The sequence below is a fragment of the Hymenobacter glacieicola genome (genome assembly GCF_014640315.1).
Classification (GTDB): Bacteria; Bacteroidota; Bacteroidia; order Cytophagales; family Hymenobacteraceae; genus Hymenobacter; species Hymenobacter glacieicola.
The window spans coordinates 79,164-103,240 of the sequence record NZ_BMGS01000005.1 but is presented as its reverse complement, the minus strand read 5'-3'; the positions used below and the strand labels follow the sequence as shown (position 1 = coordinate 103,240).

The 24,077-nt window shown below is 60.8% G+C and carries 19 protein-coding genes; 10 read left to right on the top strand and 9 right to left on the bottom strand.

Features of this window, described 5'->3' with window-relative positions; genetic code table 11:
- The first annotated feature begins 207 nt into the window (after positions 1–207).
- Both IEW18_RS10455 and IEW18_RS10450 read left to right on the top strand, forming a co-directional pair.
- Complete coding sequence (locus IEW18_RS10455; protein ID WP_262891890.1) at positions 208–2,835, top strand: TonB-dependent receptor; 2,628 nt, start codon at positions 208–210, stop codon at positions 2,833–2,835.
- A 313-nt stretch (positions 2,836–3,148) separates the two neighbouring features.
- Positions 3,149–5,914, top strand: a complete 2,766-nt coding sequence (locus IEW18_RS10450) for a TonB-dependent receptor (protein ID WP_188557796.1) — start codon at positions 3,149–3,151, stop codon at positions 5,912–5,914.
- A gap of 213 nt (positions 5,915–6,127) precedes the next feature.
- On the opposite strand, the gene IEW18_RS10445 is transcribed toward IEW18_RS10450, so the two are convergent.
- The 5 genes from IEW18_RS10445 to IEW18_RS10425 all read right to left on the bottom strand — a co-directional run bounded on the left by IEW18_RS10445 (position 6,128) and on the right by IEW18_RS10425 (position 10,612).
- Positions 6,128–6,727: an alpha-ketoglutarate-dependent dioxygenase AlkB family protein gene (locus IEW18_RS10445; RefSeq protein WP_188557795.1), complete on the bottom strand. Its 600-nt coding sequence runs from the start codon at positions 6,725–6,727 to the stop codon at positions 6,128–6,130.
- A gap of 9 nt (positions 6,728–6,736) precedes the next feature.
- Entirely contained in the window at positions 6,737–7,417 is a 681-nt protein-coding gene (locus tag IEW18_RS10440) for a hypothetical protein (RefSeq protein WP_188557794.1), read from the bottom strand.
- Between the two features lie 115 nt (positions 7,418–7,532).
- Complete coding sequence (gene kynU / locus IEW18_RS10435) at positions 7,533–8,813, bottom strand: kynureninase (RefSeq protein WP_188557793.1); 1,281 nt, start codon at positions 8,811–8,813, stop codon at positions 7,533–7,535.
- 237 nt (positions 8,814–9,050) lie between these two features.
- A complete protein-coding gene (locus IEW18_RS10430; RefSeq protein ID WP_188557792.1) occupies positions 9,051–10,061 on the bottom strand; it encodes an amidohydrolase family protein in 1,011 nt (336 codons plus the stop codon).
- A 20-nt stretch (positions 10,062–10,081) separates the two neighbouring features.
- The gene (locus IEW18_RS10425; RefSeq protein WP_188557791.1) at positions 10,082–10,612 is read right to left on the bottom strand and encodes a 3-hydroxyanthranilate 3,4-dioxygenase; all 531 of its coding nucleotides are present in this window, start codon (positions 10,610–10,612) and stop codon (positions 10,082–10,084) included.
- A gap of 146 nt (positions 10,613–10,758) precedes the next feature.
- On the opposite strand from IEW18_RS10425, the gene IEW18_RS10420 reads away from it, so the two are divergent.
- The 3 genes from IEW18_RS10420 (at position 10,759) to IEW18_RS10410 (ending at position 14,294) form a co-directional block, all read left to right on the top strand.
- Complete coding sequence (locus IEW18_RS10420; protein ID WP_188557790.1) at positions 10,759–11,544, top strand: SDR family oxidoreductase; 786 nt, start codon at positions 10,759–10,761, stop codon at positions 11,542–11,544.
- A 120-nt stretch (positions 11,545–11,664) separates the two neighbouring features.
- Entirely contained in the window at positions 11,665–12,390 is a 726-nt protein-coding gene (locus tag IEW18_RS10415) for a glycosyltransferase family 2 protein (protein ID WP_188557789.1), read from the top strand.
- A 65-nt stretch (positions 12,391–12,455) separates the two neighbouring features.
- Positions 12,456–14,294 carry a hypothetical protein gene (locus tag IEW18_RS10410; protein ID WP_188557788.1) on the top strand — a complete coding sequence of 613 codons (1,839 nt, stop codon included), beginning with the start codon at positions 12,456–12,458 and terminating at the stop codon, positions 14,292–14,294.
- Between the two features lie 88 nt (positions 14,295–14,382).
- Here the strand turns inward: IEW18_RS10410 and IEW18_RS10405 are convergent, their stop codons facing one another.
- Positions 14,383–14,946, bottom strand: a complete 564-nt coding sequence (locus IEW18_RS10405; protein WP_188557787.1) for a hypothetical protein — start codon at positions 14,944–14,946, stop codon at positions 14,383–14,385.
- 178 nt (positions 14,947–15,124) lie between these two features.
- The gene (locus IEW18_RS10400; protein WP_188557786.1) at positions 15,125–15,670 is read right to left on the bottom strand and encodes a carbohydrate binding domain-containing protein; all 546 of its coding nucleotides are present in this window, start codon (positions 15,668–15,670) and stop codon (positions 15,125–15,127) included.
- 186 nt (positions 15,671–15,856) lie between these two features.
- Between IEW18_RS10400 and IEW18_RS10395 the strand changes: the two genes are divergently transcribed.
- Entirely contained in the window at positions 15,857–16,837 is a 981-nt protein-coding gene (locus tag IEW18_RS10395; protein ID WP_188557785.1) for a glycosyltransferase family 2 protein, read from the top strand.
- Positions 16,834–19,185 carry a DUF6311 domain-containing protein gene (locus IEW18_RS10390; RefSeq protein ID WP_188557784.1) on the top strand — a complete coding sequence of 784 codons (2,352 nt, stop codon included), beginning with the start codon at positions 16,834–16,836 and terminating at the stop codon, positions 19,183–19,185. The genes IEW18_RS10395 and IEW18_RS10390 overlap by 4 nt, the downstream gene beginning before the upstream one ends.
- A 91-nt stretch (positions 19,186–19,276) precedes the next feature.
- Here IEW18_RS10390 and IEW18_RS10385 read toward each other — a convergent pair whose 3' ends face one another.
- Positions 19,277–19,816 (bottom strand): hypothetical protein, encoded by a 540-nt coding sequence (locus IEW18_RS10385; RefSeq protein ID WP_188557783.1) that lies wholly within the window; start codon positions 19,814–19,816, stop codon positions 19,277–19,279.
- A 313-nt stretch (positions 19,817–20,129) separates the two neighbouring features.
- On the opposite strand from IEW18_RS10385, the gene IEW18_RS10380 reads away from it, so the two are divergent.
- Genes IEW18_RS10380 through IEW18_RS10370 form a run of 3 tightly spaced genes read left to right on the top strand, consistent with a single transcriptional unit; the run spans position 20,130 to position 23,344 of the window.
- Positions 20,130–20,885: a class I SAM-dependent methyltransferase gene (locus tag IEW18_RS10380; RefSeq protein WP_188557782.1), complete on the top strand. Its 756-nt coding sequence runs from the start codon at positions 20,130–20,132 to the stop codon at positions 20,883–20,885.
- Between the two features lie 32 nt (positions 20,886–20,917).
- A complete protein-coding gene (locus IEW18_RS10375; RefSeq protein ID WP_229728690.1) occupies positions 20,918–21,871 on the top strand; it encodes a glycosyltransferase family 2 protein in 954 nt (317 codons plus the stop codon).
- A gap of 30 nt (positions 21,872–21,901) precedes the next feature.
- Positions 21,902–23,344, top strand: coding sequence for an aldehyde dehydrogenase (locus IEW18_RS10370; RefSeq protein ID WP_188557780.1), 1,443 nt, complete (start codon positions 21,902–21,904; stop codon positions 23,342–23,344).
- 14 nt (positions 23,345–23,358) lie between these two features.
- Here IEW18_RS10370 and IEW18_RS10365 read toward each other — a convergent pair whose 3' ends face one another.
- Positions 23,359–23,940 carry a Uma2 family endonuclease gene (locus IEW18_RS10365; protein ID WP_188557779.1) on the bottom strand — a complete coding sequence of 194 codons (582 nt, stop codon included), beginning with the start codon at positions 23,938–23,940 and terminating at the stop codon, positions 23,359–23,361.
- Positions 23,941–24,077 lie beyond the last annotated feature (137 nt).

Sequence of the window (24,077 nt, the reverse complement as noted above, 5' to 3'; positions counted from 1 at the left end):
GTCTGATATACGGTACTAATCCCAGAAACAGAATGCACGAACCATCTTTCTGGCGGCACTCAACAGCAGTATAGTACAATTCCTAATTCTTAAGCTAACCATAAGTCTATCAATAGATTAGTATTAGGTTATTTAGCCTTTATAGGATACATTTGCAGCCCTTTCTGAGTAGAATGGGCTTTTTCATTTTTGTAATTTTTTCTTGATATGGGAAAACCTTACCGTTTTCTATTACTTCTTCTGGTACTACTGGGGTCATTCTCAGTGGCTTTAGCGCAGGAATTAGGGACCGTGGCCGGTGTAGTGCAGAACCAGGCCGGGGACCCAATGCCCGGAGCGACGATATTTATTCGGGGCACTTTTATTGGGACTAGCACGAACCGGGAAGGCAAGTTTCTTCTGCGCACGGAGTTTAATCAGGGCCCAGTGGTGCTTTCTGTTTCGTTTGTGGGCTACGAAAGCCGCGAGGTCACCCTCTCGCAGCCCGACAACGCAGTCATCATACAGCTTAAGATTGACCCTACCCAGACCAACGAGGTAATTGCTTCCGCTTCGCGGGTAGAGGAAGGCATTCTGCAGGCGCCCGTAACGGTGGAAAAAATAACTTCCCAGCAGATTCTGCGGCTGCCGCCGCCCGATGTGCAGGTGGGCCTCAACCAGTTCAAGGGCATCGACGTGAACAGCACCAGCATGCTAATGAACTCCTTGAGCACGCGGGGTTTCAACTCGGCCAAATCGGAGCGTCTGATTCAGCTGACGGACTATTTCGACACCCAGTCGCCCTCCCTGAACATCAACGCTGGCAACCTCACGGGCCTGCCGGAGCTAGATATTGAGAGCATCGAAATTATCCACGGTCCGGCTTCGGCCTTGTACGGCGCCAATGCCTTCAACGGCGTGCTGCTGCAAAACTCCAAGGACCCCTTCGTGAGTGAGGGCCTGAGCCTGCGGGTGCGGGGCGGCGAGCGGAGCTTCTTCGACGGACAGGTGCGCTACGCCAAAAAACTAGGCGATAAGCTGGCGTTCAAAATCACGGGCGCCTACCTCACGGCTAACGACTGGCTGGCCAGCAACTACGCTGCCACCAGCACCCAAGTGCAGCAGAACAACAATGCCCAGGGCTCTACGCTGGGCTACGAGGCCGTGAACCGCTACGGCGACGTGGCTTACGTGGTGCCGGCTACTTACCCGGTGGCAGATTTGCGGGGCAAAACCCTCTTTATGCCGGGCTTCGAGGAGAAAATTCTGGTGGGCGACGACGATAAGGCCAAGTCGTTGAAGGTGCACCCTTCGCTTTCCTACCTGCTTACCAGCACCGTTAAGGCTACCGTTGGGGTAAACTACAACCGGGGTACGGCCAGCTACCAGAGCACGAGCCGCTACCGGCTCAATGACTTCGGCACCAACCAGTACCACGGTGAAGTAAAGGGCGAGCGGTGGTTTGTACGGGGACAGTCGGTGCAGGACTTTGGCGGCGCTACCTATGACTTGTCTTTCCTCGGGGCCTTCCTGCAGAACTCTCCTATTGCTACCAGCGGGGCAGGCACTACCTACGCGCAACGCTATTTCGGTACGTACCTGAGCACCTACGCCGGGGCCCGCCAGAGCGGCCAGAGTGCGGCCCAGGCGCAGGCCACAGCCCAGGCGGCAGCTACTCCGCTGCAGCTAGACCCCAACAGCGCCGAGTTCCGCAACTTGCGCAATCAGATTGCGCAGGATGCCACGGCGGGCCGCGGCGCCCGGATTAATCCCAGTTCGTTGCTGAACGAAGGCAACGCGCAGTATAACCTCAACTTAGGCGAAACCTCCGACCTGATTGTGGGCGCTGCCTACCGCAAATTCCGCATTGGCTCCCAGGGCAACCTGTACTCCGACGTGGATGGCCGGATTCAGAACCACGAAGTAGGCGGTTACGCCCAATTCACGAAAAAACTGCTGGAAGAGCGCCTGAAGCTGGCCCTGGCCGGCCGGCTGGACGCCTTTAAAAACTTTGATCCGGCGTTTTCGCCTCGGGCCTCGGCCGTATATTCGGCTGGCAGCAAGCGCCAGCATAACTTCCGGGCCAGCTACGGCCGTGCCTTCCGCTCCCCCACCCAGCTCGACCAGTACATCCGCCTGGATCTGGGTCCGGTGTTGCTGCTGGGCAACGTTGACAATGGCTTCCAGGGTTATAGCCTGACCAATGGTCAAGCCGTTAATGTTGCGGCGCTGGAGCTGGAGCGCCTGAGCAGCTACGAGGTAGGCTACAAAGGTGCCCTGAGCGAGAAGCTGGTACTGGACGTGAACTACTACCGCAACTACTACAACGACTTTATTGGAGCTCAGCGCTTTATCGGCAACGCCGATGGCAGCCGCCCCGCCACGCCGGCCACCGGCCGGGTGCTGCAAGTGTGGACCAACGCCAACCAGGAAGTGCGCACCCAAGGCGCCGCCGTGGGCCTGACCTACGCTTTTGCTCCCTTCCTGAACCTGGCGGCCAACTACTCCCTCAACGTGCAGGACCGCAGCGACGTGCAGGACGCGGAGTTCCAGACCTACTTCAACACGCCCAAGCACAAGTACAACGTGGGCGCTACTGGCACCGTTGTTTCTCACCTGAGCTACGCCCTGAACTACCGTTGGGCCCAGGGCCACGAGTACGGCTTGCCCTTCGCCGTTGGGCAACTTTCTGATTACAGCTCGTTGGATGCCTACTTAGGCTATAGCTTCCCCAAAATGGGGCTTACTCTGCAGGGTGGCGGGTCTAACCTGCTCAATTCGAATAACATTCAGGTATACGGTGGCCCCCAAATCGGGCGGCTGGCGTACGTAGGTGTACAGCTGGACATCAAGTAAAGCCTGCTTTACCCGGTTTAATTAAAGCGCGGCCTTCCTTACTGGAAGGCCGCGCTTTTTTGCGCTTATGGGGCGGTCTGCAGGCATGATCAGTCTAGAAAAGGCCACTCAGTGGCGGAAGGATCCAAGGCAACCGAGTTATTCCCAAAACAGGAAAGTTATCCGGGAGTGAGAAAACAAGGGGCACCCTTGACTTTGCCGAAAGCCTAGTTTAACCGTGTAGGTACCCGGTTCACCGAAAAGCTCAACTATAGCGCCAGGAGGGCAGGTAGGTTTGTCGCCGATTTATAGTTGACTTCTTCGCATTCCGCACATGAAACCTTTGTACCCGTCCGTTCTGACGGCTTTGCTGCTACCTCACCTTGTTGCCGCTCACTCTTCACCTGCTACCTCTAGCAGCCCTTCCACTACCATCCGCGTTGCGGAGCCAGACCCGGCGGAACGCTCTGTGGCCGGCCAGGTACTCACCGATAGCGGCGAGCCGCTGCCCGGAGCCACCGTCTTTATCAAAGGCAGCTTTATTGGCACCAGCGCAGACCAATTCGGAAAATTCAGCCTGAACACCAGCTTTGAGAATGGCCCCGTAACGCTGGTTTTCTCCTACGTTGGCTACGACAGTCGGGAAATTGTGCTGCCGAACCCAGAGCTAACCCTCACTATTGGCCTCAGCCCCAGCGCTACCCTGCTCAACGAAACGGTTGTATCGGCCTCGAGGGTGGAGGAAAACATCCTGCGCGCCCCCGTCACGATAGACAAGCTCTCGACCCGCCAGATCGAGAAGATTACGACCCCGGAAATTCTTAGCGGCCTGGGCCAGCTCAAGGGGCTCGACGTTAGCTCGGCCTCCATGCTGTTTACCAGCGTGAGTACGCGCGGCTTCAACACGGCCAAATCGGAGCGGGTAATTCAGTTGGTTGACTACATGGATACCCAGCTGCCCTCCCTGAACCTGAGCCCAGGCAACCTGGTCGGCATTCCGGAGCTGGACATGGAAAGCATCGAAATTATTCACGGCCCGGCCTCGGCGCTGTACGGCTCCAATGCCCTGAGTGGCGTGATTCTGTTCAACTCCAAGGACCCGTTTGTGTACGAGGGGCTGAGCGTGCGCCTGCGCGGCGGCGAGCGAAACCTGCTGGACGGGCAGGTGCGCTACGCCAAAAAGCTTACCGACAAGCTGGCCTTCAAGATTAACGCCAGCGCTTTCCGGGCCAACGACTGGATTGCCGACAACATGGAGGCTACCCGCAGCTCCGTGAACCCGGCCGGCTCCACGCTGGGCTACAACGCCGTAAACCGCTACGGGGAATCCAGCTACACCTACACGTCCAGCCAGGCCGGCACCAACGCCGAGCTGGTGGGCCGCACGGTGTACCTGCCCGGCTTCACGGAGCAGCAGCTGATTGCCGACGACACCCGCACTTCCTCGTACCGGGTGCAGGGCGCCCTCTCCTACCTGCTCCGCGACGACTTAAAACTCACGGCAGAAGCCAAGTACGCCGAAGGCACGGCTACCTACCAGAACATCAGCCGCTTCCGGGTGAAGGGCCTGGGCACCACCCAGTACCGGGCTGAGCTAAAGAGCAGCAAAGGGTTCCTGCGCCTGTATTCTACCGAGGACTTTACGGGGGACTCCTACGAGCTAAACCAGTTGGGCTCCCTGATTCAGGCTTCCCCGGCAACGGAAGGGGGTAGCGTGAGCTACGCCCAGCAGTTCTACGGCAGCTACAACGCCGCGTACACCCAGGCCCGCCGGGCCGGGCAGTCGGTAGAAGCGGCGCTGGCTACGGCCCAGACGGCGGCCAGCGCTACCCAGCTCAAGACTTCCGATCCGCGTTTTGCTACCCTGCGCGAGAGGATTATCCGGGACCGGCAGCCGGGTCGGGGCGCCCAGCAGTACTTTAACTCCTTCCTGCACGACATCAGCGGGCAGCGCAGCTTCCGCCTCTCCGATGCTGGCACCGACCTGACCGTGGGCGCGGCCTACCGTGAGTACCGCCTGGGCTCCAACGGCATCCTGTTTTCAGACCAGAACGGCAAGCGCATCCGTAACTACGAGTACGGCGCCTACGGCCAGCTAACCCAGACGTTGCTGGATGAGCGCCTGAAGCTGGCCTTGGCCGGCCGCGTAGATGAGTTCAAGAACTTTAAGCCAGCGTTTTCGCCCCGGGCCTCGGCCGTGTACTCACTGGGCAAAAACAAGCAGCATAACTTCCGGGCCAGCTACGGGCAGGCGTTTCGCTCGCCCTCACAAACCGAGCAGTACCTCTACAACGACATTCGCACGGGCCTGCTGATTGGCAACATTGGCAATGGGTTCCAGGGCTACAATGTGACGTTGTTCAACTCCCCGCAGCTGCTGGCGGCAGCCCAGAGCAATCCGGCTGTGCTTAAGCCCTACGAATATACCATCAGCCCACTGAAGCTGGAGCAGGTACAAACGGCTGAGGTCGGCTACAAAGGCGTCTTGCTGCCCAACCTGTACGCCGACGTGAGCTACTACCGCAGCCGTTACCAGGATTTCATTGGGGCTCAGACCTTTGTAGGCAACACCGACGGTAGCCGCCCCACGCCCCAGCAGCTAGCTGCCGGCTACAGCACTGCCTACACCAACCAGGCGCAACCCACGCGCGTACTGTTCGCCTACTACAACAGCAACCAGGAAGTGCGCACCCAGGGCGTTACGGCAGGCCTGACCTACTACTTCCGTAAAGCCTTCAACCTGACGGGCAACTACTCCCTGAACGTACTGAACCGCAGCAACTTACCTACTAACTTCCAAACCTATTTCAACACGCCCAAGCACAAGTACAACATAGGCGCCAACGGCGCGGTAGGCAACCTGACGTACTCCGTAAACTACCGCTGGGTGCAGGGCCACCTGCAGGAAATGCCCTTTGCCGTGGGCACCATTCGCGACTACAGCACCACCGATGCCTACCTGGGCTATACCGTGCCCAAGCTGGGCAGCACTTTCCAGGCCGGGGTTTCCAACGCCTTCAACGCCAACAACGTGCAGGTATTCGGCGGCCCCCAAATTGGCCGTCTCGCCTACCTGGGCTTGCGGGTGGATATAAAATAAGCGGAGATGCCGGGACTGAGTGAGTGGTTGTACAAGGCCTAGCCGCAGCCATTCGTCATTCAAAAAGTGTTACCCCGCTGAAACAGAACAAGCCCTTACTTCCCGCACGGAGGTAAGGGCTTGTTCTGTTAGTAGGCTTATTGCGGAACCGTGGACGAATGGCTGCGGCCAGGCCTCACTTAACTACACATCTACCCATTCCATTACCGCTCTCTATTGTACTATCACTTGGCGGAACGTGAGGTTCAGGCGGGGGCCAACGGGACGGGTGGTTTTGGGCAGGGCGTGCAGCCAGTGTTGCTGAGTAGGGCCGCGCATGAGCAGCAGGCTGCCCGCAGTGAGCGGCAAACTCAGGGGCGCGTGCGGCGTGTGGTGGGGGTTGCGGGGCTTAAGCCGGAAAGTGCGGGTAGCCCCCAAAGTCACGGAGGCAATTACGGGTTCCGAACCTAGCTCCGGCTCATCGTCGGCGTGCCAGCCCATGCTGTCCTGGCCAGTGCGGTAAAGGTTGAGCAGCACGCTGTTGAAGGCAGTACCAGCGGCAGCCTCTACTTGCTGGCGCAGACTAAGCAATGCGGGCGTCCAGGGCTGGGGCTGCAACTGCAGCCCAGAGTACTGGTAGCTGGCGCCCGAGTCGCCGTGCCAGGCCGTAAGGCGGGGCTGTAGCAGCTCGCGGCCAAAAATCCGGATGGCCTCGTGCCGCCACGGAATGGTAGCGGTTAACTCCGTCAGCAAAGCCGCGGCCGCCGGCGGAGCCAGAAAATCAGGATCGAAAAGCACTTCGGCAGCAGGTAGCCGAATGGGAAGCAAGGCCATCGGGCAGGGCTACATCACCGGCATAGCTCCTTTGAAGCGGAGCGCGAAGTAGTAAAAAGCCAGCATAATCAGTCCGCACACTAGCAGCGGCCCCAACCACGACCGGCTGCGGTAGGGTTGCGGCCCAATGTAGCGGGGCCAGAAAAACAAGTTGTAAAGCAACACAGCCGGCAAATTGAAAAACGACCCGAGCCAGTTGTACTGGTCGCCATAGAGCTGCTTGAGCCAGAACAGCAGGTAGCCCCCGCCTACCATGTACGCAATCATGAAGGCGACTACCAATAAGGCGGGCCCGGTACGGCGGAGCGTGCGCAGATTAAGCACCAGCAGCAACCCGCCCGCCAACATGCTGAACAGCACCGAGAAAATGGTAATCGTGCCCGGCGAGTACAGCGCCGGGCCGGTAGCCTCCGCCAGCTCCGGGTCGACCTGCCCGCGGGCAATCCGGCGGGTTTGCTCCTGTTCGACAACTAGCTCCCGCGCGGCGGCTTCGCGGCGGTTAGTGTCCTGCTGGCTGATGCGTAGCTCCTCAGCCAAGGCGGCCGCCCTTGGCTCGGGCGTGCCGCGGCGGGCCAACTCGTCCAGGGCCGCCAGCACGGCTTCCTCCCGGTACTGGTAGCGGTTATCGACGTAGTCGCGCAATTCGGCGTCGGTTTTGCGGCTCATTTTCGCCGCGTAGTCTTCGGCCATGATGGATAAGTGCTTAATTCAGAAACTGAAACAGCCCGCGGGCTATTCCCTCTACGCATAACAGCCGCTGCCAGCGAAAAACTTCCCCACTGGGGCCGAATTCTATTACTAACGGCTACGCCTGGCCGGCCCACTCGGCCAGCACCGCCCCTACCCGGTACACGTCCTCGAAGGTATTGTAGAGCGGCACCGGGGCCAGCCGAATCACGTTGGGCTCGCGCCAGTCGCCGATAACGCCCACGGCCATCAGGTGCTCGAACAGGTCGCGGCCATTCTGGTGTACCAGCAAGGAGAGTTGGCAGCCGCGCTGGGCGGGGTCAGCAGGGGTAATGATTTCGAGGCGGGTTTTGGGTAGGCTGAGGCGGGTGATGAGAAACTCCAGGTAGCCCGTCAGCAGCTCGCTTTTGCGGCGCAGAGCTTCCATGCCGCCGGCGGCTTCGTGGATGGCCAGGGCCGCCTCGTGCACGGCCAGCGTCAGGATGGCGCCGTTGGAAAGCTGCCAGCCGGCCGCCCCGCGCATGGGCCGAAAGCCCTTTTTCATCTTGAAGCGCTCCTTGTCATCGTAGCCCCACCAGCCGGCCAGGCGCACCAGCTCGGGCTGATCGGCAAACCGCTCGTGCACGAAGGCGCCAGATACGCCCCCGGGGCCGGAGTTCAGGTATTTATAGGAGCACCAGCAGGCAAAGTCCACGTCCCAGTCGTGCAGATGCAGGGGAATGTTGCCGGCGGCGTGGGCCAAATCGAAGCCCACCAAAGCGCCCACCGCGTGGCCGGCCCGGGTAATAGCGGCCATGTCGTAGACCTGGCCCGTGTAGTAGTTGATGCCGCCCAGCAGCACGGTAGCCAGCGAATCGCCCAGCTCCTCGATTTTGGCCAGAATGTCTTCGGTGCGCAACGTATGCTCGCCGGGCCGGGGTGCCAGCTCCACAATGGTATCGTCGGGGTTGAGGCCTCGCATGCGCACCTGGCTTTCCAGGGCGTATTGGTCAGAGGGGAAAGCGCCGCCCTCCATCAGCACCTTGTAGCGGGTAGCCGTGGGCTGGTAGAAGGAAATCAGCAGCAGATGCAGGTTGGTCGTGAGGTTGTTCATCACCACTACTTCCACGGGCTTGGCCCCCACAATGCGGGCCGAAGCCGCCTCCAGGCGCTGATGAAAGTGCATCCAGGGCGTTTCGCCCTTGAAGTGTCCTTCCACGGCCAGCTGCTGCCAGTTCTGAAACTGCTGCTCGGCGGCGGCGCGGGCCGTGCGCGGCTGCAGACCCAGGGAGTTACCGCAGAAATACAGGCACTCCTCCCCGTTGGGCGCGGGCGGAATCAGGAATTGCTGGCGGAAGTCGCGCAGCGGGTCCTGCGCATCAAGTTGGCGGGCGAAGTCGAGGGTGGGTTCGAAGGTCATCGGCAGTAAAGATACCAGCGGTGAAGTTGTGAAGTGGTGAAATTGTGAGTTGGTGCCATGGCGAGCGTCGCGACGCTCTCCGTCCTGAAACAGGACAAGCCCTTGACGCAACCCCACATCAAGGGCTTGTCATGTTATTAAGCTGGCCACAGAAGAGGGAAAGAATGGCGACGCGTGCCTCCTCGCCCTGACAGCTTGGTAGAAACTCAGGCGTAGGCAACTCACTAAATCATCATCTCACCGATTGAAACGGGACGCTTCCAATCCCAGCCAGTCCAGGGCATTCTGGCCCAGCATCCGGGCTTTTACGTCCTCAGGATAAGATAAGGAACGGATCAGCTCACCGGGCACGGCTTCACCCAGGGGGAAGGGGTAGTCGGTGCCGAGGGTGATTTTATCGGGCCCGATGGTTTGGGCCAGGTAGTCGAGCAGGCGCGGGTCGTGAACCAGGGAATCAACCCAGAAGCGGCCCAGATACTCGCGCGGGTGCACCGGGTTATCGACGGCGCACAGGTCGGGCCGCACCTCGAAGCCGTGGCCGATGCGCCCGATGGTGGTAGCAAAGGTGCCGCCGCCGTGGGCCACCGCCACCCGCAGGCGCGGCAGCCGCTCCAGCACGCCCCCAAACACCAGGGAGCAGAGGGCACGGGTACTTTCGGCAGGCATGCCCACCAGCCAGGGCAGCCAGTACTTGGGCATCTGCTGCTGGCCCATCATGTCCCAGGGATGAATGAACACGCAGGCACCCAGCTCCTCCGCGGCCTGAAACACCGGAAATAGCTCCGGGGCATCCAGGTTCCAGTCGTTGACGTGGGAGCCAATCTGCACCCCGGCCAGCCCGATTTTCATGCACCGCTCTAACTCCCGGATGGCCAGATCGGGGGCCTGCAGGGGCAGGGTACCCAGCCCTACGAAACGGGTAGGGTAGCGCCGCACCACGTCGGCAATGTGGTCGTTGAGCAGCTGGCTCAAATCCAGCGTATCGAGGGGGCGGGCCCAGTAGCTGAACATCACGGGCACGGTGCTGAGCACCTGTACTTGGGTCCCGAACTGGTCGTACTCGCGCAGGCGCACCTCCGGGTCCCAGCAGTTGTCCTGCACCTCCCGGAAAAACCGGTCGTCCTGCATCATGCGGGCGCAGCAGGGCCGGTGGTGCTCCAGCCGCACAAAGCCCCCGTACCCGTACCGCTCCCGCAGGTCAGGCCACCGCTCGGGCAGGATATGCGTGTGAATGTCAATAGTTAGCACGGCGGGGGCGGGGCAACAGGTTATTCGGCGGGGGCGGCCTTGGGGGGCGCTTCCATGTAAGTACCGCACACCGGGCAGGTGCGCAGCGTATCGGAAGCCCAGAAGCGGTTCATGATGGGTGGCAGCTGGGCTACGATGTCGGTGATTTCGGCAAATTCCTCGTGGAGCTTGTGGCCGCAGTTTTCGCAGTACCACTGGAAGCCGTCCAGCTCGCCGGGGGTGCGGTAGCGCTCCAGCACCAAGCCCACGGAACCGGCCGGGCGGCGCGGGGAGTGGGGCACGCCGGCGGGCAGCAGGAACATGCTGCCGGCTTTAATTTCAATGTCGACGGGCTTGCCATCCTCAATGACCTTCACCACCATGTCGCCCTCCAGCTGCAGGAACAGCTCCTCGCCCTCGTCCACGTGGTAGTCTTTGCGGGCGTTGGGGCCGCCCACCACCATCACAATAAAATCTTTGTTATCCTTGAATACCTGCTGGTTACCAACGGGCGGCTTGAGCAGGTGACGGTGCTCCTCAATCCACTGCTGAAAGTTGAAAGGCCGAATCATAAGGCGAAGTGCTGGGGTGAAGACGTGAGTAGGCAACGGGTGCGTACCGGCAAATAACGACAATCCCGCGTATCGGGTCTACCGACTTTGCCTGCATATTTGGCGGGTAGCCCTTGTCTTTTCCGTATTCCCTACCCCCTTCCCCAATGGACTTACTTTCCCGTCGCGCCCTGGTGGGCGGCAGCACCCAAGGAATTGGCCGGGCCGTGGCCAAGGAGCTGGCCCGGCGCGGTGCCACCCTCACGCTGGTGGCCCGCAACGAAACCGCCCTGCGCGAGGTAGTGGCCACCTTGCCCACGCCGGCCCAGCTACCGCACACTTTTATCGTGGCCGATTTCAGCTCGCCCGCTACCTTGGCTCAACGCGTTCAGGAATACCTGGAGCAGGCGCCCTACGGCTTCGATATTCTGGTCAACAACACGGGCGGGCCGGCCGGCGGACCCATTCTGGAGGCGCCGGTGGAGGCGTTTCGGGCGGCGTTTGAGCAACACGTGGTGTGCAACCACCTGCTGGCCCAGGCCCTGGTGCCGGGCATGCGCCAGCGCGGCTGGGGGCGCATCATCAACATCATCAGCACCTCCGTGAAGCAGCCGCTGCCGGGCCTGGGCGTGTCGAACACCATCCGGGGGGCCGTGGGTAACTGGGCCAAAACCCTGGCCAACGAGCTGGCCGCCGACGGCATCACCGTGAACAACGTGCTGCCCGGCGCCACCGTCACGCAGCGCCATACTTCCCTCATTGCCAAGAAGGTAGAACAGACGGGCCAGACCACCGCGGAGGTGGAAGCGGCCATGCTGCGGGGCATCCCGGCCGGGCGGTTCGGGCAGGCCCGGGAGGTAGCGGCAGCCGTGGCTTTTCTGGCCTCGGAGGCCGCCGCCTACATCACGGGCATCAACGTACCCGTGGACGGGGGGCGCACCAGCAGCCTGTAGCCCGAGCAGCCTGAACCCTGCACGCATAAGGTCAGCCGCCGGGGCCGGGGCGCGCCCGAGCCCTGGTTTCCGGGTCTCACCAATATCTTTGGCTGTTCTTGACCTTTAACGCTCCTGCATTTGGTACCCTTCCGTACGCTTTCTATCATCATTCCGGTTTATAACGAGGCCCGCACCATCCACCAGATTCTTGATGTGCTGCGCGAGCTGGAGCTGATCAATACCATTGGAAAGGAAATTATTCTGGTCGATGACTGCTCCTCCGACAACTCGGCGGCGGTAATTGAGGCCTACGCCGCCCGCTACCCCGCCCTGGGCCTGCGGCTGCTGCGCCACCGCGTAAACCAGGGAAAAGGCGCGGCCCTGCACACCGGCATCCGGGAGGCGACCGGCGAGTACGTAATTATTCAGGATGCCGATTTGGAGTACGACCCGCAGGAGTATAACCTGCTCATCCGGCCCATTCTGCGGGGTATGGCCGATGTCGTGTTTGGCTCCCGTTTTATGGGGGGCCGGCCCCACCGCATCCTGTTCTTCTGGCACAGCATCGGCAACGGGCTGCTCACCTTCCTCTCGAACATGGTGACCGATCTGAACCTGACCGACATGGAAACTTGCTACAAGCTGTTCCGCCGCGACCTTATTCAGGGCTTGCCGCTAGAGGAAAAGCGCTTTGGCTTTGAGCCCGAAGTAACGGCCAAAATAGCGCGGGTACCGAACGTGCGCATCTACGAAGTTGGCATCAGCTACTACGGCCGCACCTACGCCGAGGGCAAGAAAATCGGCTGGCGCGACGGGTTCCGGGCCATATATTGCATCCTGAAGTACGGGCTGCTGGCCCGTTAGGCGGCTGGCGAAACCGGTTTCTTCCTTATCGGGGGCTACTACCACGCGCCCTTTCCCTCCCAACTATGCTCCTTTCTAAACAATACGCCACCCGGTGGCCGCTGCGCCTGGCGTTGGCTACCATGCTGGTTCTGCTGCTGTTTGCCTGGCATTTCTACCTGGAGCGGGCGGCCTACTACGACTTGGCCTACCACTTGTTTATCTACCTGAAAGACAAGGCGCTTTTCGTGCAGAACCGGCGCTTCGTGGCCATTGTCACGCAGCTACCCACGCTGCTGGCCCTGAAAGCCGGGCTGCCGCTGAATGCCGTGCTACGGCTGTACTCAGTGGTGTTCATTCTGTACTACCTGGCGGTTTTCCTGGCCTGCGCCTACTGGTTTCGCAACGAGCAGGTGGCCCTCGTTGTGGCCCTGCTCTACGTGCTGCTGGCGTCCCGAACTTTCTACTGGGCGCAGTCGGAGCTGCCCCAGGGCCTGGCGGCACTGCTGCTGTTTTACGCCGGAGTGGCCCGGCAAGCTCCTCTGCAACTGCGGTTTAGCACTCTGGCCCTGGCGGCGCTGGTGCCGGTTTTTATCTTCGGGCACCCCCTTATTATTCTGCCGTTCCTCTTCCTTTGGGCTTACGATTGGCTGCTGAACCGTCGGTTTCGGGATTGGGCGTACTACGGCATGTTGGCCCTGGCCCTGGGTATGTACCAGCTGCGCGCCATGCTTATTCCGCCCGGTTCGTATGAGGCGACCCACATGACTTTCACGCCCAACCTGGTCAAGTACTTCCCGAACTACCTGGCCATCGGCAGCTTCGATACTTTCTGGCAGCTGTGCACCCACGGTTTCCTGGCCTTGCCTCTGCTGCTGCTGGCGCTTACGGTGTTGTACGTTCGGCAGCGCACTTGGCTGGCCTGGCTCCGGCTGGGGCTGATGTGGGGCTTTGTGGCGGGCTACACCTTTATTATCAACGTCTCGAACCCCGGCTACACCGAGGCTACGTACCTGGAAAACCTGTACCTGCCGCTTACGCTTTTCGTGGCGGTTCCCTTTGCTCTGGAGCTGCTACCGGCCCTGGAGCGCAGCTGGAACGGGCGCGGCCCCGTACTGGTGGCTTCCTTGCTGGCGGTGGTGCTGGTGGCCCGGCTTGGGCTGGTGTGGTACCGCCACGTGCCGTACACGGCGTATCAGCAGTGGCTCAGTCACTTGCTGACTTATACCAGCCGGTTTCCGGAGCGGAAGTTCATTATGTACCCCGACAATGTGGACCCGCACCGCCTGCGGGCCGGCTGGCCCTGGTGGGCATCGGCTAGTGAAACCATGATGGTTAGCGCCCGGCACAGCCCCGATTCGGTGCAGACCGTGCGAGTGGGCTGGGATATTGATCAGCTGGCCGAGGCTGGCTCGCGCCCAGGCGTGCTGCTGGGGCCCTTTGAAACCATGAACACGGCCGACTTACCCGCTGCCTACTGCCGTTTTCCCAAGGCTGCCGTTTACCGCGTCCTCAACACCCTACCCCCACTCGATACGGCGGCCCTACGCCCCTACATTGCCGCACATCAGCAGGTGAAATTATCGTTGCCGGGCATGGTGCCAACTACGTGGCGGGCCGGCCGCCAGCAAACGGTACAGGTGCTGATAGACGTACCCGCGGCCGCGCAACCCCTGCACTCGGGCACGCGGGTTCCCCATCCTACCCTGCTGCGCACGGCATTTTACAAGTCACACGACTGGCCCTCCGACACGAACCCCATGGAAGTAGCCCTGGAAGTTGACGTCTGGCAGCCCTGGACGCAAACCGTGCCGCTGCAGGCGCCGCGCCAGCCGGGCCACTACACCTTCGAGGTCAGCCTCATCAGCAAAGACTACCGCGACTGGCCCGTGCGCCTACGCTTGCCGGTGGAGGTAGTGAAATAGGTTACTTTTCTACAATACAGAGCGGGTAGTGAGGAGAAGATGACTGGTTTTCTGCCCTTACTACCCACCGAACTATTTGCTGAACAAGCTATTTCTGGCCCGCCAGTGTGATTTTCAAGTCGTCGAGGTAAACGGGTTCTTTGCTATCGGCGCGCCACAGGTATACGAGCAGGCGGCTATCGGGCTTGGCGGTAGTGGGCAGGGTAATGGTTTGCTCCACGTATTGCCACTTGTTGTACCCCTTGGCTTCTTTTGCCAAATCGACTCCCACCCAAAGCAAGGAAGGATCTTTATCGGTGGGGCCTTTCACCTCAGTAACTAGCTTGGCGGCGGCCTGCTCGCTGGGCAGTAATACCCAGCCTCCTATTGTGAGTTGGCCGGGCCACTCGGGGGAGAGGCGGCTGAGCGCATTCATGTAGCCTAGGCTGAAGTCTTTTCCGGGGCCTACCATGGTACTATAGCTGCCCGTGTGGGCTTGGTCGCGGGTGAGCGTGGCGCGGGCGGGCAAATCGGCCAGCCAGCCATCCAGGTTCTCGAAGCTAGTGGCAGCGAGGGGCTGCGTACCGGCCGGCACTTCCGTTTCGGGGACCGAAGAACAGCTGGTCAGCAACAGGGCTGGGAGCAACGCCGCCACAAAGGCATATTTGAGCATAGCAAGTAAAAAGTCAAAAGGAAATAAACTGGCCGAAACAAGTAAGAAGCTGCCAGAAGCAAAGGACCTTACTCAAGGAAGAAGCCCGGGAGCGGATTACCCCAGCCGTTAACCCATTGTTCGTCAGCTGCCTGTAAGCCATCCAGAGTTGGTTACTCTTCAACTGACCCGGGCTTATCTACTCCAGGCGGGTCAGGGTCAGATCGTCGAGGTAGGAGGGCTGGGCGGCGCTATTGCGCCACAGGTACACGTGCAGTTCCTTTTCAGCCGTGAGGCCCGCAGGCAGAGTGAATTCTCGTTTGAAAGGCTGCCACTGATTTACTTCCTTGAGCTCGTCGGCGAAATTGATGGACTGCCAGAACAGCTGCTTGCGGTTTTGGGCGGGGTCAATTACTTCGGTTACCAGCGTGGCCGTGCCGTCTTTGCCGGCCCGCATGGCCCACCCACTTATTACCAGCTTGTTGATGCGGTTGGTGCTGGCTTTACCCAAGGCGTTGGCGTAGTTGAGGCTGTACTCCTGGGCGCCATCTACTTTTATCGAAAACCGGCCGGAGTGCGCGTGCTCCGTAGTTAGGGACGGCACGGGAGTTCCCCAGCCATCCAGGGCCTCAAAGTCATTAAAAGTAATTTGTTGGGCGGTTTTGCCAGGAGCCGGGTCCGAGCACGCCGCCGCCCCGGCCAGCAGGGTGACGCCCAGCAGCTGGGAAAAACGAAATTTCAGCATACGTGATAATGAGTCCGTGAGGAGCCCGGCAAAGATAGAAGCTCCTTGCCGCCGGCCAAGCCAGGAGGCTAAAGCAGCGTGAGGATGTGGCACTTCACAGGATATCCCGTAGTTTTGACCGCCGCGGGCCCCCTTTTACTACAGTCGCTCCTTTCCGCGTTCCGCTTTTCAGAGGTCCTAGCTTGCATGAAGATATCCGTCGTTATTCCGGCCTATAATGAGGAGGAAAATCTACCGGAAATAGCGGCGCGGGTGAAAGAGCACCTGCCGGGCCGCTACGAGCGGGAAATTATTTTCGTGGACGACGGCAGCAAGGACGACACCCAGCGCATCCTGCGGGAGCTACGCACCCAGGACCCCGAGATTCACTACATCCTGCTTTCCCGCAACTTTGGTCATCAAAGCGCCCTGCGCGCGGGCATCGACTACGCCACCGGCGACTGTATTATTTCCTTGGATGCTGACTTGCAGCACCCGCCCCGGCTGCTGCCCGAGCTGCTCGGTCATTGGCTGAACGGCTACGATATTGTGTACACCCAGCGCGCCGACGATGAGCGCCTGCCCTGGCTAAAGCGGCAGACGTCGGCCGCCTTCTACCGGCTGATGAACAGCCTGTCCAGCGTTGATTTTGAGCCGGGTACGGCCGATTACCGCCTGATTGACCGGCGCGTAGCCGAGGCCGTGCGCAGTAGCCCCGACGTGGATTTATTTCTGCGGGGCTTTGTGCACTGGGTGGGGTTTCGGCAGAAGCGCGTGGCCTATACGCCGGACGCGCGCTTCCGGGGCCAAACCAAGTACACCGTCCGCAAAATGGTGAAGCTGGCCCTGAATGGCATTACCTCCTTCAGCGTCCGGCCCCTGCATTTTGCTACCCTGGCCGGCATGGGCATCTCGGTGCTGGCGTTTTTGTACGCCTTGTATGCGCTTTATATTCTGATGTTTACCCAGGACGCGGTGCCGGGCTGGGCTTCCGTATTGATTAGTGTACTCTTTATTGGGGGCATTCAGCTGCTGGTGCTGGGCATCATGGGCGAATACCTGGGTAAGCTCTTCGTGCAGGCCAAGCAGCGCCCACCGTACCTGGTGCGGGAAACCGACCCGGGCCTGGCCGACCTACGCCCCGTGCGTCCTCCTTCCGATTCCTTTGCTTCTGACTCCGCCCTATGATTTCGCCTCGAACACTGCCGCGCCCCACCACTACCGACCGGTACTGGCTGGTAGCGCTGGTAGCGCTTCACTTATTCATTCTGTGGCTTCGGGTTGGGCCTTTACTGCTACATCCTTCGCAGTACCTGTTTACTACCGGCGGCGACGGTCTTAAATCGTACTTTTCCCTGCTTTACTACCTGCAGGCCGACCACGGCGTGCGGTTTACAGGAATGCACTACCCTTATGGGGAGTTGCTCCTCTTCACCGACGGTTTTCCGCTGCTGGCCTGGCTTCTCAAAGTCTGGAAAAACCTGTTTGGGCTAAGCCTGAACGATGCCTTGGGCGTTTTCAACCTTACGGTACTGCTCTCCTCGGTGCCGGCCACTCCGCTGGTGTTCACTCTAATTCGGCGGGGCGGGGTAGCGCCTTGGTTTTCTGCCCTTAGCGCCCTGTGCATCGTCTTTCTTTCGCCCCAGTTCCACCGCATTGGGGGGCATTATACCCTGGCTATTCCGGTAGTAGTGCCGCTGCTGTGGTACGTGCAGCTTCGCGTAACGGAAGCAGCTACGCTGCCCGTTCGGGTTCGGTGGGTAGCTGCCTATACGCTGGCGACGGTGCTGCTGGCTCTGATTCATCCGTACTACCTGTTGCACGCCTTGCTGCTGCCCGCCGCTACGGCCCTGGTGCTGCTGGTGCAGCAGGCCGCCAGCCGGCAGCCGCGGTGGTGGCGTATGCCAGCCTGGTTGCTGGCTACGGGCCTACTGCCGGTGGTGCTTTTTCAGGGCTGGATTAGCTGGCTAGACCCCATTGCCGACCGTCCCATCAACCCGTACGGCTTTTTTGTCTACCATTCTAGCCCGGCCGCCGTGTTCGGACCAGCTACGGAGCCGTTTAAGTCGGTATTTCGGTTTATTTTCCGCACCGGCGACCCCGCCTTCGAGGGCGTGGCCTACGTGGGCTTACCGGTGGTGCTGGGCTTGCTGCTGTGGGTAGCGCGCGTCGGCTGGCACTTGGTGCACCGTCACTGGCGGCGGGTTCTGCGCCCTACCCTGCCCAACTTTCTGCAACCCACCGTATGGGCCGCGGGGCTGGTGCTGGCGTTTGCCATGTGCCTGCCGTTCAAACTCCCCGGCTTCGAGCCTTTGCTGGATTGGCTACCGGCGCTTAAGCAGTTTCGCTCCCTGGGCCGCTTTACCTGGATTTTCTACTACGTAGCCGCCGTGCTGGCTGCCGTGCAGTTCTGGCAGCTCTACCGGTTTCTGCGCCAGCGGGGCGCGGGCCGCGTGGGGCAACTTATACTGGGGCTGGTACTGCTCATTTGGGGGCTGGAAGCCAAGTACCAGCTGGAGGCCATTACCCGACCCTTACTAGCCAACCGGGTGGCCACTACCTTCCTGCAGCCTGGCAATAACTACGCCGAGCTATTGGCCCGCGCCGGTCACTATCCCGATCAGTATCAGGCCATTCTGCCCATGCCCTACTTTTCGCTGGGCTCCGAGAAGTTTGATTTGTCGGGCATTATCGACGTCAGCGCGGCTGAAAGCTTCCGGGCAGCACTCAGCCTGAACCGCCCCGTGGCCGCCACCATGATGTCGCGCACTTCCACGGAGCAGACCCTGCGCCTGCTGGAGCTGTTTTCCTCCGACCTAACGCCCAAATCGTGGCCTAGGCAGTTGCCTTCCCAGCAGCCGCTGCTGGTGGTAGCCTCCCGCCGCGACGCCCTTCGGCCCGCAGAGCAAGCCCTGCTTCGGCGCGGGGCCAAGCTCCTGACGGAAACCCCACTGGTCCAGCTCTATGAGCTGCCGCTTTCGGCCTTTGCTACCCAGCGGCCGGCCGCCGAGCGAGCCTGGTTTACGGCCCACCAAACGGAGCTGCTCCGCGAGGGAGAGCTGTGGCGCACGGCCCCCGGGCCAGCAGTTATCTGGCGCAGCTTTCAAGAGAAAACCGCGCCCGGCGGCGTAAGCTTCACCCGCCCTGGCGCCGCCCACGCCGCCAAAGGCATGCTTCCTATTTTCGATGGCCCCTTGCCCGGCGCAACGGACACGACAACCTACGAACTGAGCATTTGGGCCTACGCCAAAACCTCCGACTGGCTGCCCTACATCAGCTACCGGCAGCTAACGCCCGAAGGGCAAGAGCTGGAACGCCTGGATCTGTCCCTGAAAGAATCCACTGAAATTCACGGCGACTGGGCCCGCTTCAGTCTGCCCATCCGCCTGCGCAACCCCGCCAACCGAGTAGTGGTAGAAATGGGTGGGGCCGATATTGTGGTGGACGACCTGCTGATCCGGCCCCGCAGTACCCATGTGTACTGGCTGGATGCCCGCCAGCAGCCCGTGCTAGATGGTTTTCCATTGGCAGAATAGGCGCTGGCTAACAGTAAAAGGCCCAGCCGGCGCGGCTTCCTGATTCCGGAAGCCGCGCCGGCTGGGCCTTTTACTGTTTTGCGGCTGGTGCTTACTCGGCGGCCGTTACGGTCAGATCATCCAGATACACCGGAGCCGCACCGCCGGTGCGCCACAAATACATTTGAAACTTGTTGGTAGGCGTCACGCTTTCGGGTACGGTCAGCTCATTACTGATTTCCACCCACTTACCATACTGGCTCTTCACGGCGGCTACCACGTCGAGGCCGTCCCATACGGCGGGCTTGGCGTCGGGAGCCGGATCAGTTATTACGGTTACCAGCTTGGCCCCAGCCTGGGCGCCAGACACAAATACCCAAGCGTTGATCTTAAGCTTTTTAGGCCGGGTATCGTGCATCTTACCCAGCTGGTTGGTGTAGGTTCGGCCGTATTCGGTGGTGCCATCTACTTTCAGTGAGTACTGGCCGGAATGTGCTTTTTCGCGTGTGAGGGAAGTGGTATTTAAGTCGTTCACCCATCCTTCTAGGCTTTCGAAATCGTTCGAAATCAAGGTATCGTGGCTCTTGGGGGAGGTTTTTTCACCACAGCCGGCCAGGCTCAGCACCAGCAGGGCCCAGGGTAATTTTTTCATCACGCGAAAGAAGTGCTAAGAGGTTCAGAGTGTAAAAGTAAAGGTATTTGCCAGCCATCAGGTAATGTTTCTACTAATCTAGCGCGTCCGTTTAGCTGGCGTCACTTACCCATCGTCGGGCGCTATAACCAACAGTAAGCAGTAGCGGGTAGCAACTGCCAATAGCGCTGCCCGCGGCGCGCATCTGACAGCAGGTTGGCGCTGGCCGCCGGGCAGGGCGGGCTGAACCAGTACAGCTTGATTACCTGTTTACTAGCAGCAATGCAGCCCCAGGTAGCAGGCATGGCGTTAACTCATTCCGTACTTTCGCCTCATGCAAGTTCAATATGAGGCTCTTTATCATCAACTAGAGGAAAATCACTGGTGGTTCCGGGGGCGGCGCGACATCGTGTTTGACCAGATAAAGCGCCTGGACCTGCCAGCTACAGCGGCTATTCTGGAAATTGGGTGCTCCGGCGGGCCCCTACAGCAGCAGCTGCGCCAGGCGGGCTTTCACAACCTGACCGGCATCGACATCAGCGAAACAGCCATTGCCCTGGCCCACCAGCGCCAGATTCCCAACGTTTCGGTGATGGACGGGGCCCGGCTGGATTTTCCGGATGCTTCCTTTGACCTGGTAGTGGCCTCCGATGTGCTAGAGCACATTGATGACGAGCAGCAAGCCCTGCGCGAGTGGCGGCGGGTGCTGCGCCCGGGCGGGCAGCTACTCGTGTACGTGCCTGCATATCAGCAGCTTTGGAGCCAGCACGACGTGGTAAACCGCCACTTCCGCCGCTATACTGCTGCCTCCTTGCAGCAGGCCCTGCGCACCGGCGGGCTGCAGGTGCTGCGCCATTCGTACTGGAATTTCGCCCTGTTTTTCCCGACCTACCTCATTCGGCAGGCCCAACGCCTGACTAGCGGTACAAAACCCGCCGAGGCTGGCGGCACCGGCGACCTGGCCGCCCTGCCCCAGCCCCTGAACCGCTCCCTAATCTGGCTGCTTCAGGTGGAAAACCGCCTGTTGCGCCACATCAACCTGCCGGTGGGTGTGAGCGTGTTTGCCCTGGCCCGTAAGCCGGTTTCCTGATGCAGCCGGTCGCTTTCCCTTCCGCCCGCCCCGTGGACTTGTCCGTTATCATTCCCATCTACAACGAGGAAGCGAACATTGGCAGCCTTTATGAGCGGTTGCGCAGTGTACTGGACCCAATGGCCCTACCCGGCGGCTACGAGCTTATCTTCGTCAATGACGGCTCCCGCGACCAGTCGCTGGCCCTGGTTCAGACCCTGGCCCTGCGCGACCCGCGAGTGCGCTACCTGGATTTCAGCCGCAACTTCGGGCACCAGATTGCCGTGACGGCCGGCCTCGACCGGGCCGAGGGACAGGCCGTATGCATCATTGATGCCGACTTGCAGGACCCGCCCGAGCTGATTCCGCAGCTGCTGCAAAAGCTTCAGGAGGGTTACGAGGTAGTGTACGCCAAGCGCCGCTCCCGCCAGGGCGAAAGTGCGGCCAAGAAGCTCACAGCCAAGCTGTTTTACCGCGTTCTGGCCAGCATTACGCACATTTCCATTCCCGTGGACACCGGCGACTTCCGGGTGATTTCGCGCAAGGTGGTGGAGGCGCTGCGCCGCATGCCGGAGCAGAACAAGTTTATCCGGGGCCAAATTTCCTGGATTGGCTACCGCCAGACCTACCTGGAGTACGACCGGGCCGAGCGGGCGGGCGGCGAAACCGGCTACACCTACCGCAAAATGCTCAAGCTGGCCCTCGACGGCATCACGGCCTTTTCCGACGTGCCCCTGAAGGCGGCTACTGTCAGCGGCTTTATCGTCTCGGGCATTGCGTTTCTGGTGATGCTTTATACCCTGTATTCCCGTTTCGTAACCAAGGAGTACGAGCCCGGCTGGCCCTCCCTGATGGTGAGCATCTTGTTTTTAGGTGGGGTACAGCTGATTGCCGTGGGCATTATCGGCGAGTACATTGCCCGCCTTTCCGCCAACGTGCGGCAGCGGCCCTTGTATATTGTGTCGGATTCCAACCTGCCCGAGCCCCCGGCCCAGCCCCAGCGGTAGGCCCGCGCCGCCGGGCCCTACCCCCGGCTTATGGTTCAGCTACATAATTTCATCAACGGCGAGTTCCGGGCGCCCGCCGCGGACGGCTACCTGCCCCTGCTGAACCCGGCCACCGGCCAGGTGTTCGGGCACGTGCCCGACTCCACGGCCGCGGATGTTGACCAGGCCTTGCAAGCGGCTACGGCCGCCTTTCCTGCCTGGCGGGCCGTACCGGCCGAGGAGCGGGGCCGCCGGCTGGTACGGCTCGCGGAGCTGATTGAGTTGAACCTGGAAACCTTGGCTCAGGCCGAAAGCCAGGACAACGGCAAGCCGCTGAGCCTAGCCCGCACCCTGGATATTCCGCGGGCGGCTAGCAACTTCGCCTTTTTCGGCACGGCGGCCCAGCATTTTGCCACGGAAACCCACTTGCAGGAAGGCGTGGCGCTCAACTACACAGTGCGCCATCCACTGGGCGTGGTGGCCTGTATTTCGCCCTGGAACCTGCCCCTGTACCTGTTCACCTGGAAGATTGCGCCCGCCCTGGCCGCCGGCTGCTGCGTGGTGGCCAAGCCCTCGGAAGTGACGCCCTACACGGCCTACCTGCTCAGCGAGCTAAGCCGGGAGGCGGGCCTGCCGCCGGGCGTGCTCAACATTGTGCACGGCACGGGCCCCGGGGCCGGGCAGGCGCTGGTAGAGCATCCGGGTATCAAGGCCATCAGCTTTACCGGCGGCACGGCTACCGGGGCCCACATTGCCCGCACAGCTGCCCCGCAGTTCAAGAAACTTTCCCTGGAGTTGGGCGGCAAAAATCCCAACATCATCTTCGCCGACTGCGACCTGGACGCCGCCGTGCAAACCAGCCTCCGCAGCTCCTTTGCCAACCAGGGCCAGATTTGCCTCTGCGGCTCGCGCATCTTCGTGGAGCGTGGTGTGTATGAGCCGTTCAAAGCCGCCTTTCTGGCGCAGGTGCGGGAGCTGACCGTCGGCGACCCGCTGGCGGCCAGCACTAGGCAAGGGGCCATTGTCAGCGAAGCGCATCTGCACAAGATTCTCTCCTACATCGACTTAGCCCACCAGGAAGGCGGCCGGCTGCTGACGGGCGGACAGCGCGTACAGGTGCCGGGGCGTTGCGCCGAAGGTTACTTCCTGCAACCTACTGTGTTTGAGAACTTAGCCCCCGACTGCCGCGTGAACCAGGAGGAAATCTTTGGCCCCGTGGTCACGCTCACTCCCTTCGACCACGAAGAAGAAGCTGTGACTTGGGCCAATGGCACCGACTACGGCCTCTCCGCTACCATCTGGACCCGCGACCTGACCCGGGCGCACCGCGTTGCCCACCAGCTGCACGTCGGGGTTGTGTGGGTTAACACCTGGCTGCACCGCGACTTGCGCACGCCCTTCGGGGGCATGAAGAACTCGGGCCTGGGGCGGGAAGGCGGCTTGGAAGCCTTGCGCTTTTTTACCGAGGCCCAGAACGTGTGCGTGAAACTCTAGGCAACACCTTGCGCCTACCCCGCCAGCACGCCCGCGTACGCATCGGCCAGGGCTACCCGGCAGCCGATACTAGCTAACTCCAAGAGGGCCTGACGGTCAGAGGTTTCCACGAGAATCCAGCGTCCCTGCTCGTCGCGGGTGTGCAGCTCGGCGTGGACGCTTTGCGAATCAAGCAGCAGGTATTGCTGCAGGCCCGGAATCTGACGGTAGAGGAAGAATTTGTCGCCCCGGTCGTGGCTTTTGGTGGTCGGCGGCAATACTTCCACCAGCAGCGTAGGATTGAGCAGGGTGTCAGGCTTGGTGTTGTCCTCAAATTGGGGTTGACCACAGACTACCGTCAGGTCCGGATACACAAACGTGGACTCACTCAGGACTTGCACACGCTGGTCGCTACCAACCACGGAGCAGCTTTTACCTTTGAGTTGGCCGCCTATCTCGATGGTCAGATTTGCCGCTATCCGATTATGATCGAAGCTAGCTCCGGACATGGCCCGGATTTCCCCGTTCCAGTATTCGTGCTTGGTTTCGGCTTTACGCTCGGCATCGAGGTATTCTTCGGGCGAGACGTAGGTGAGCGAGGTAGCAGGTAGTCCCATAGTGTATCAGCAAAACGCTGGGCAAGATACTATTTCCGCTCCGGCAAGGTTACTCTTCGAGTATGGCTTCACGCAAGGTCACGCCTGAAAATCAGCACGCCCATCCGGCGCGACGAACATCGTTCCGGATGGGCGTG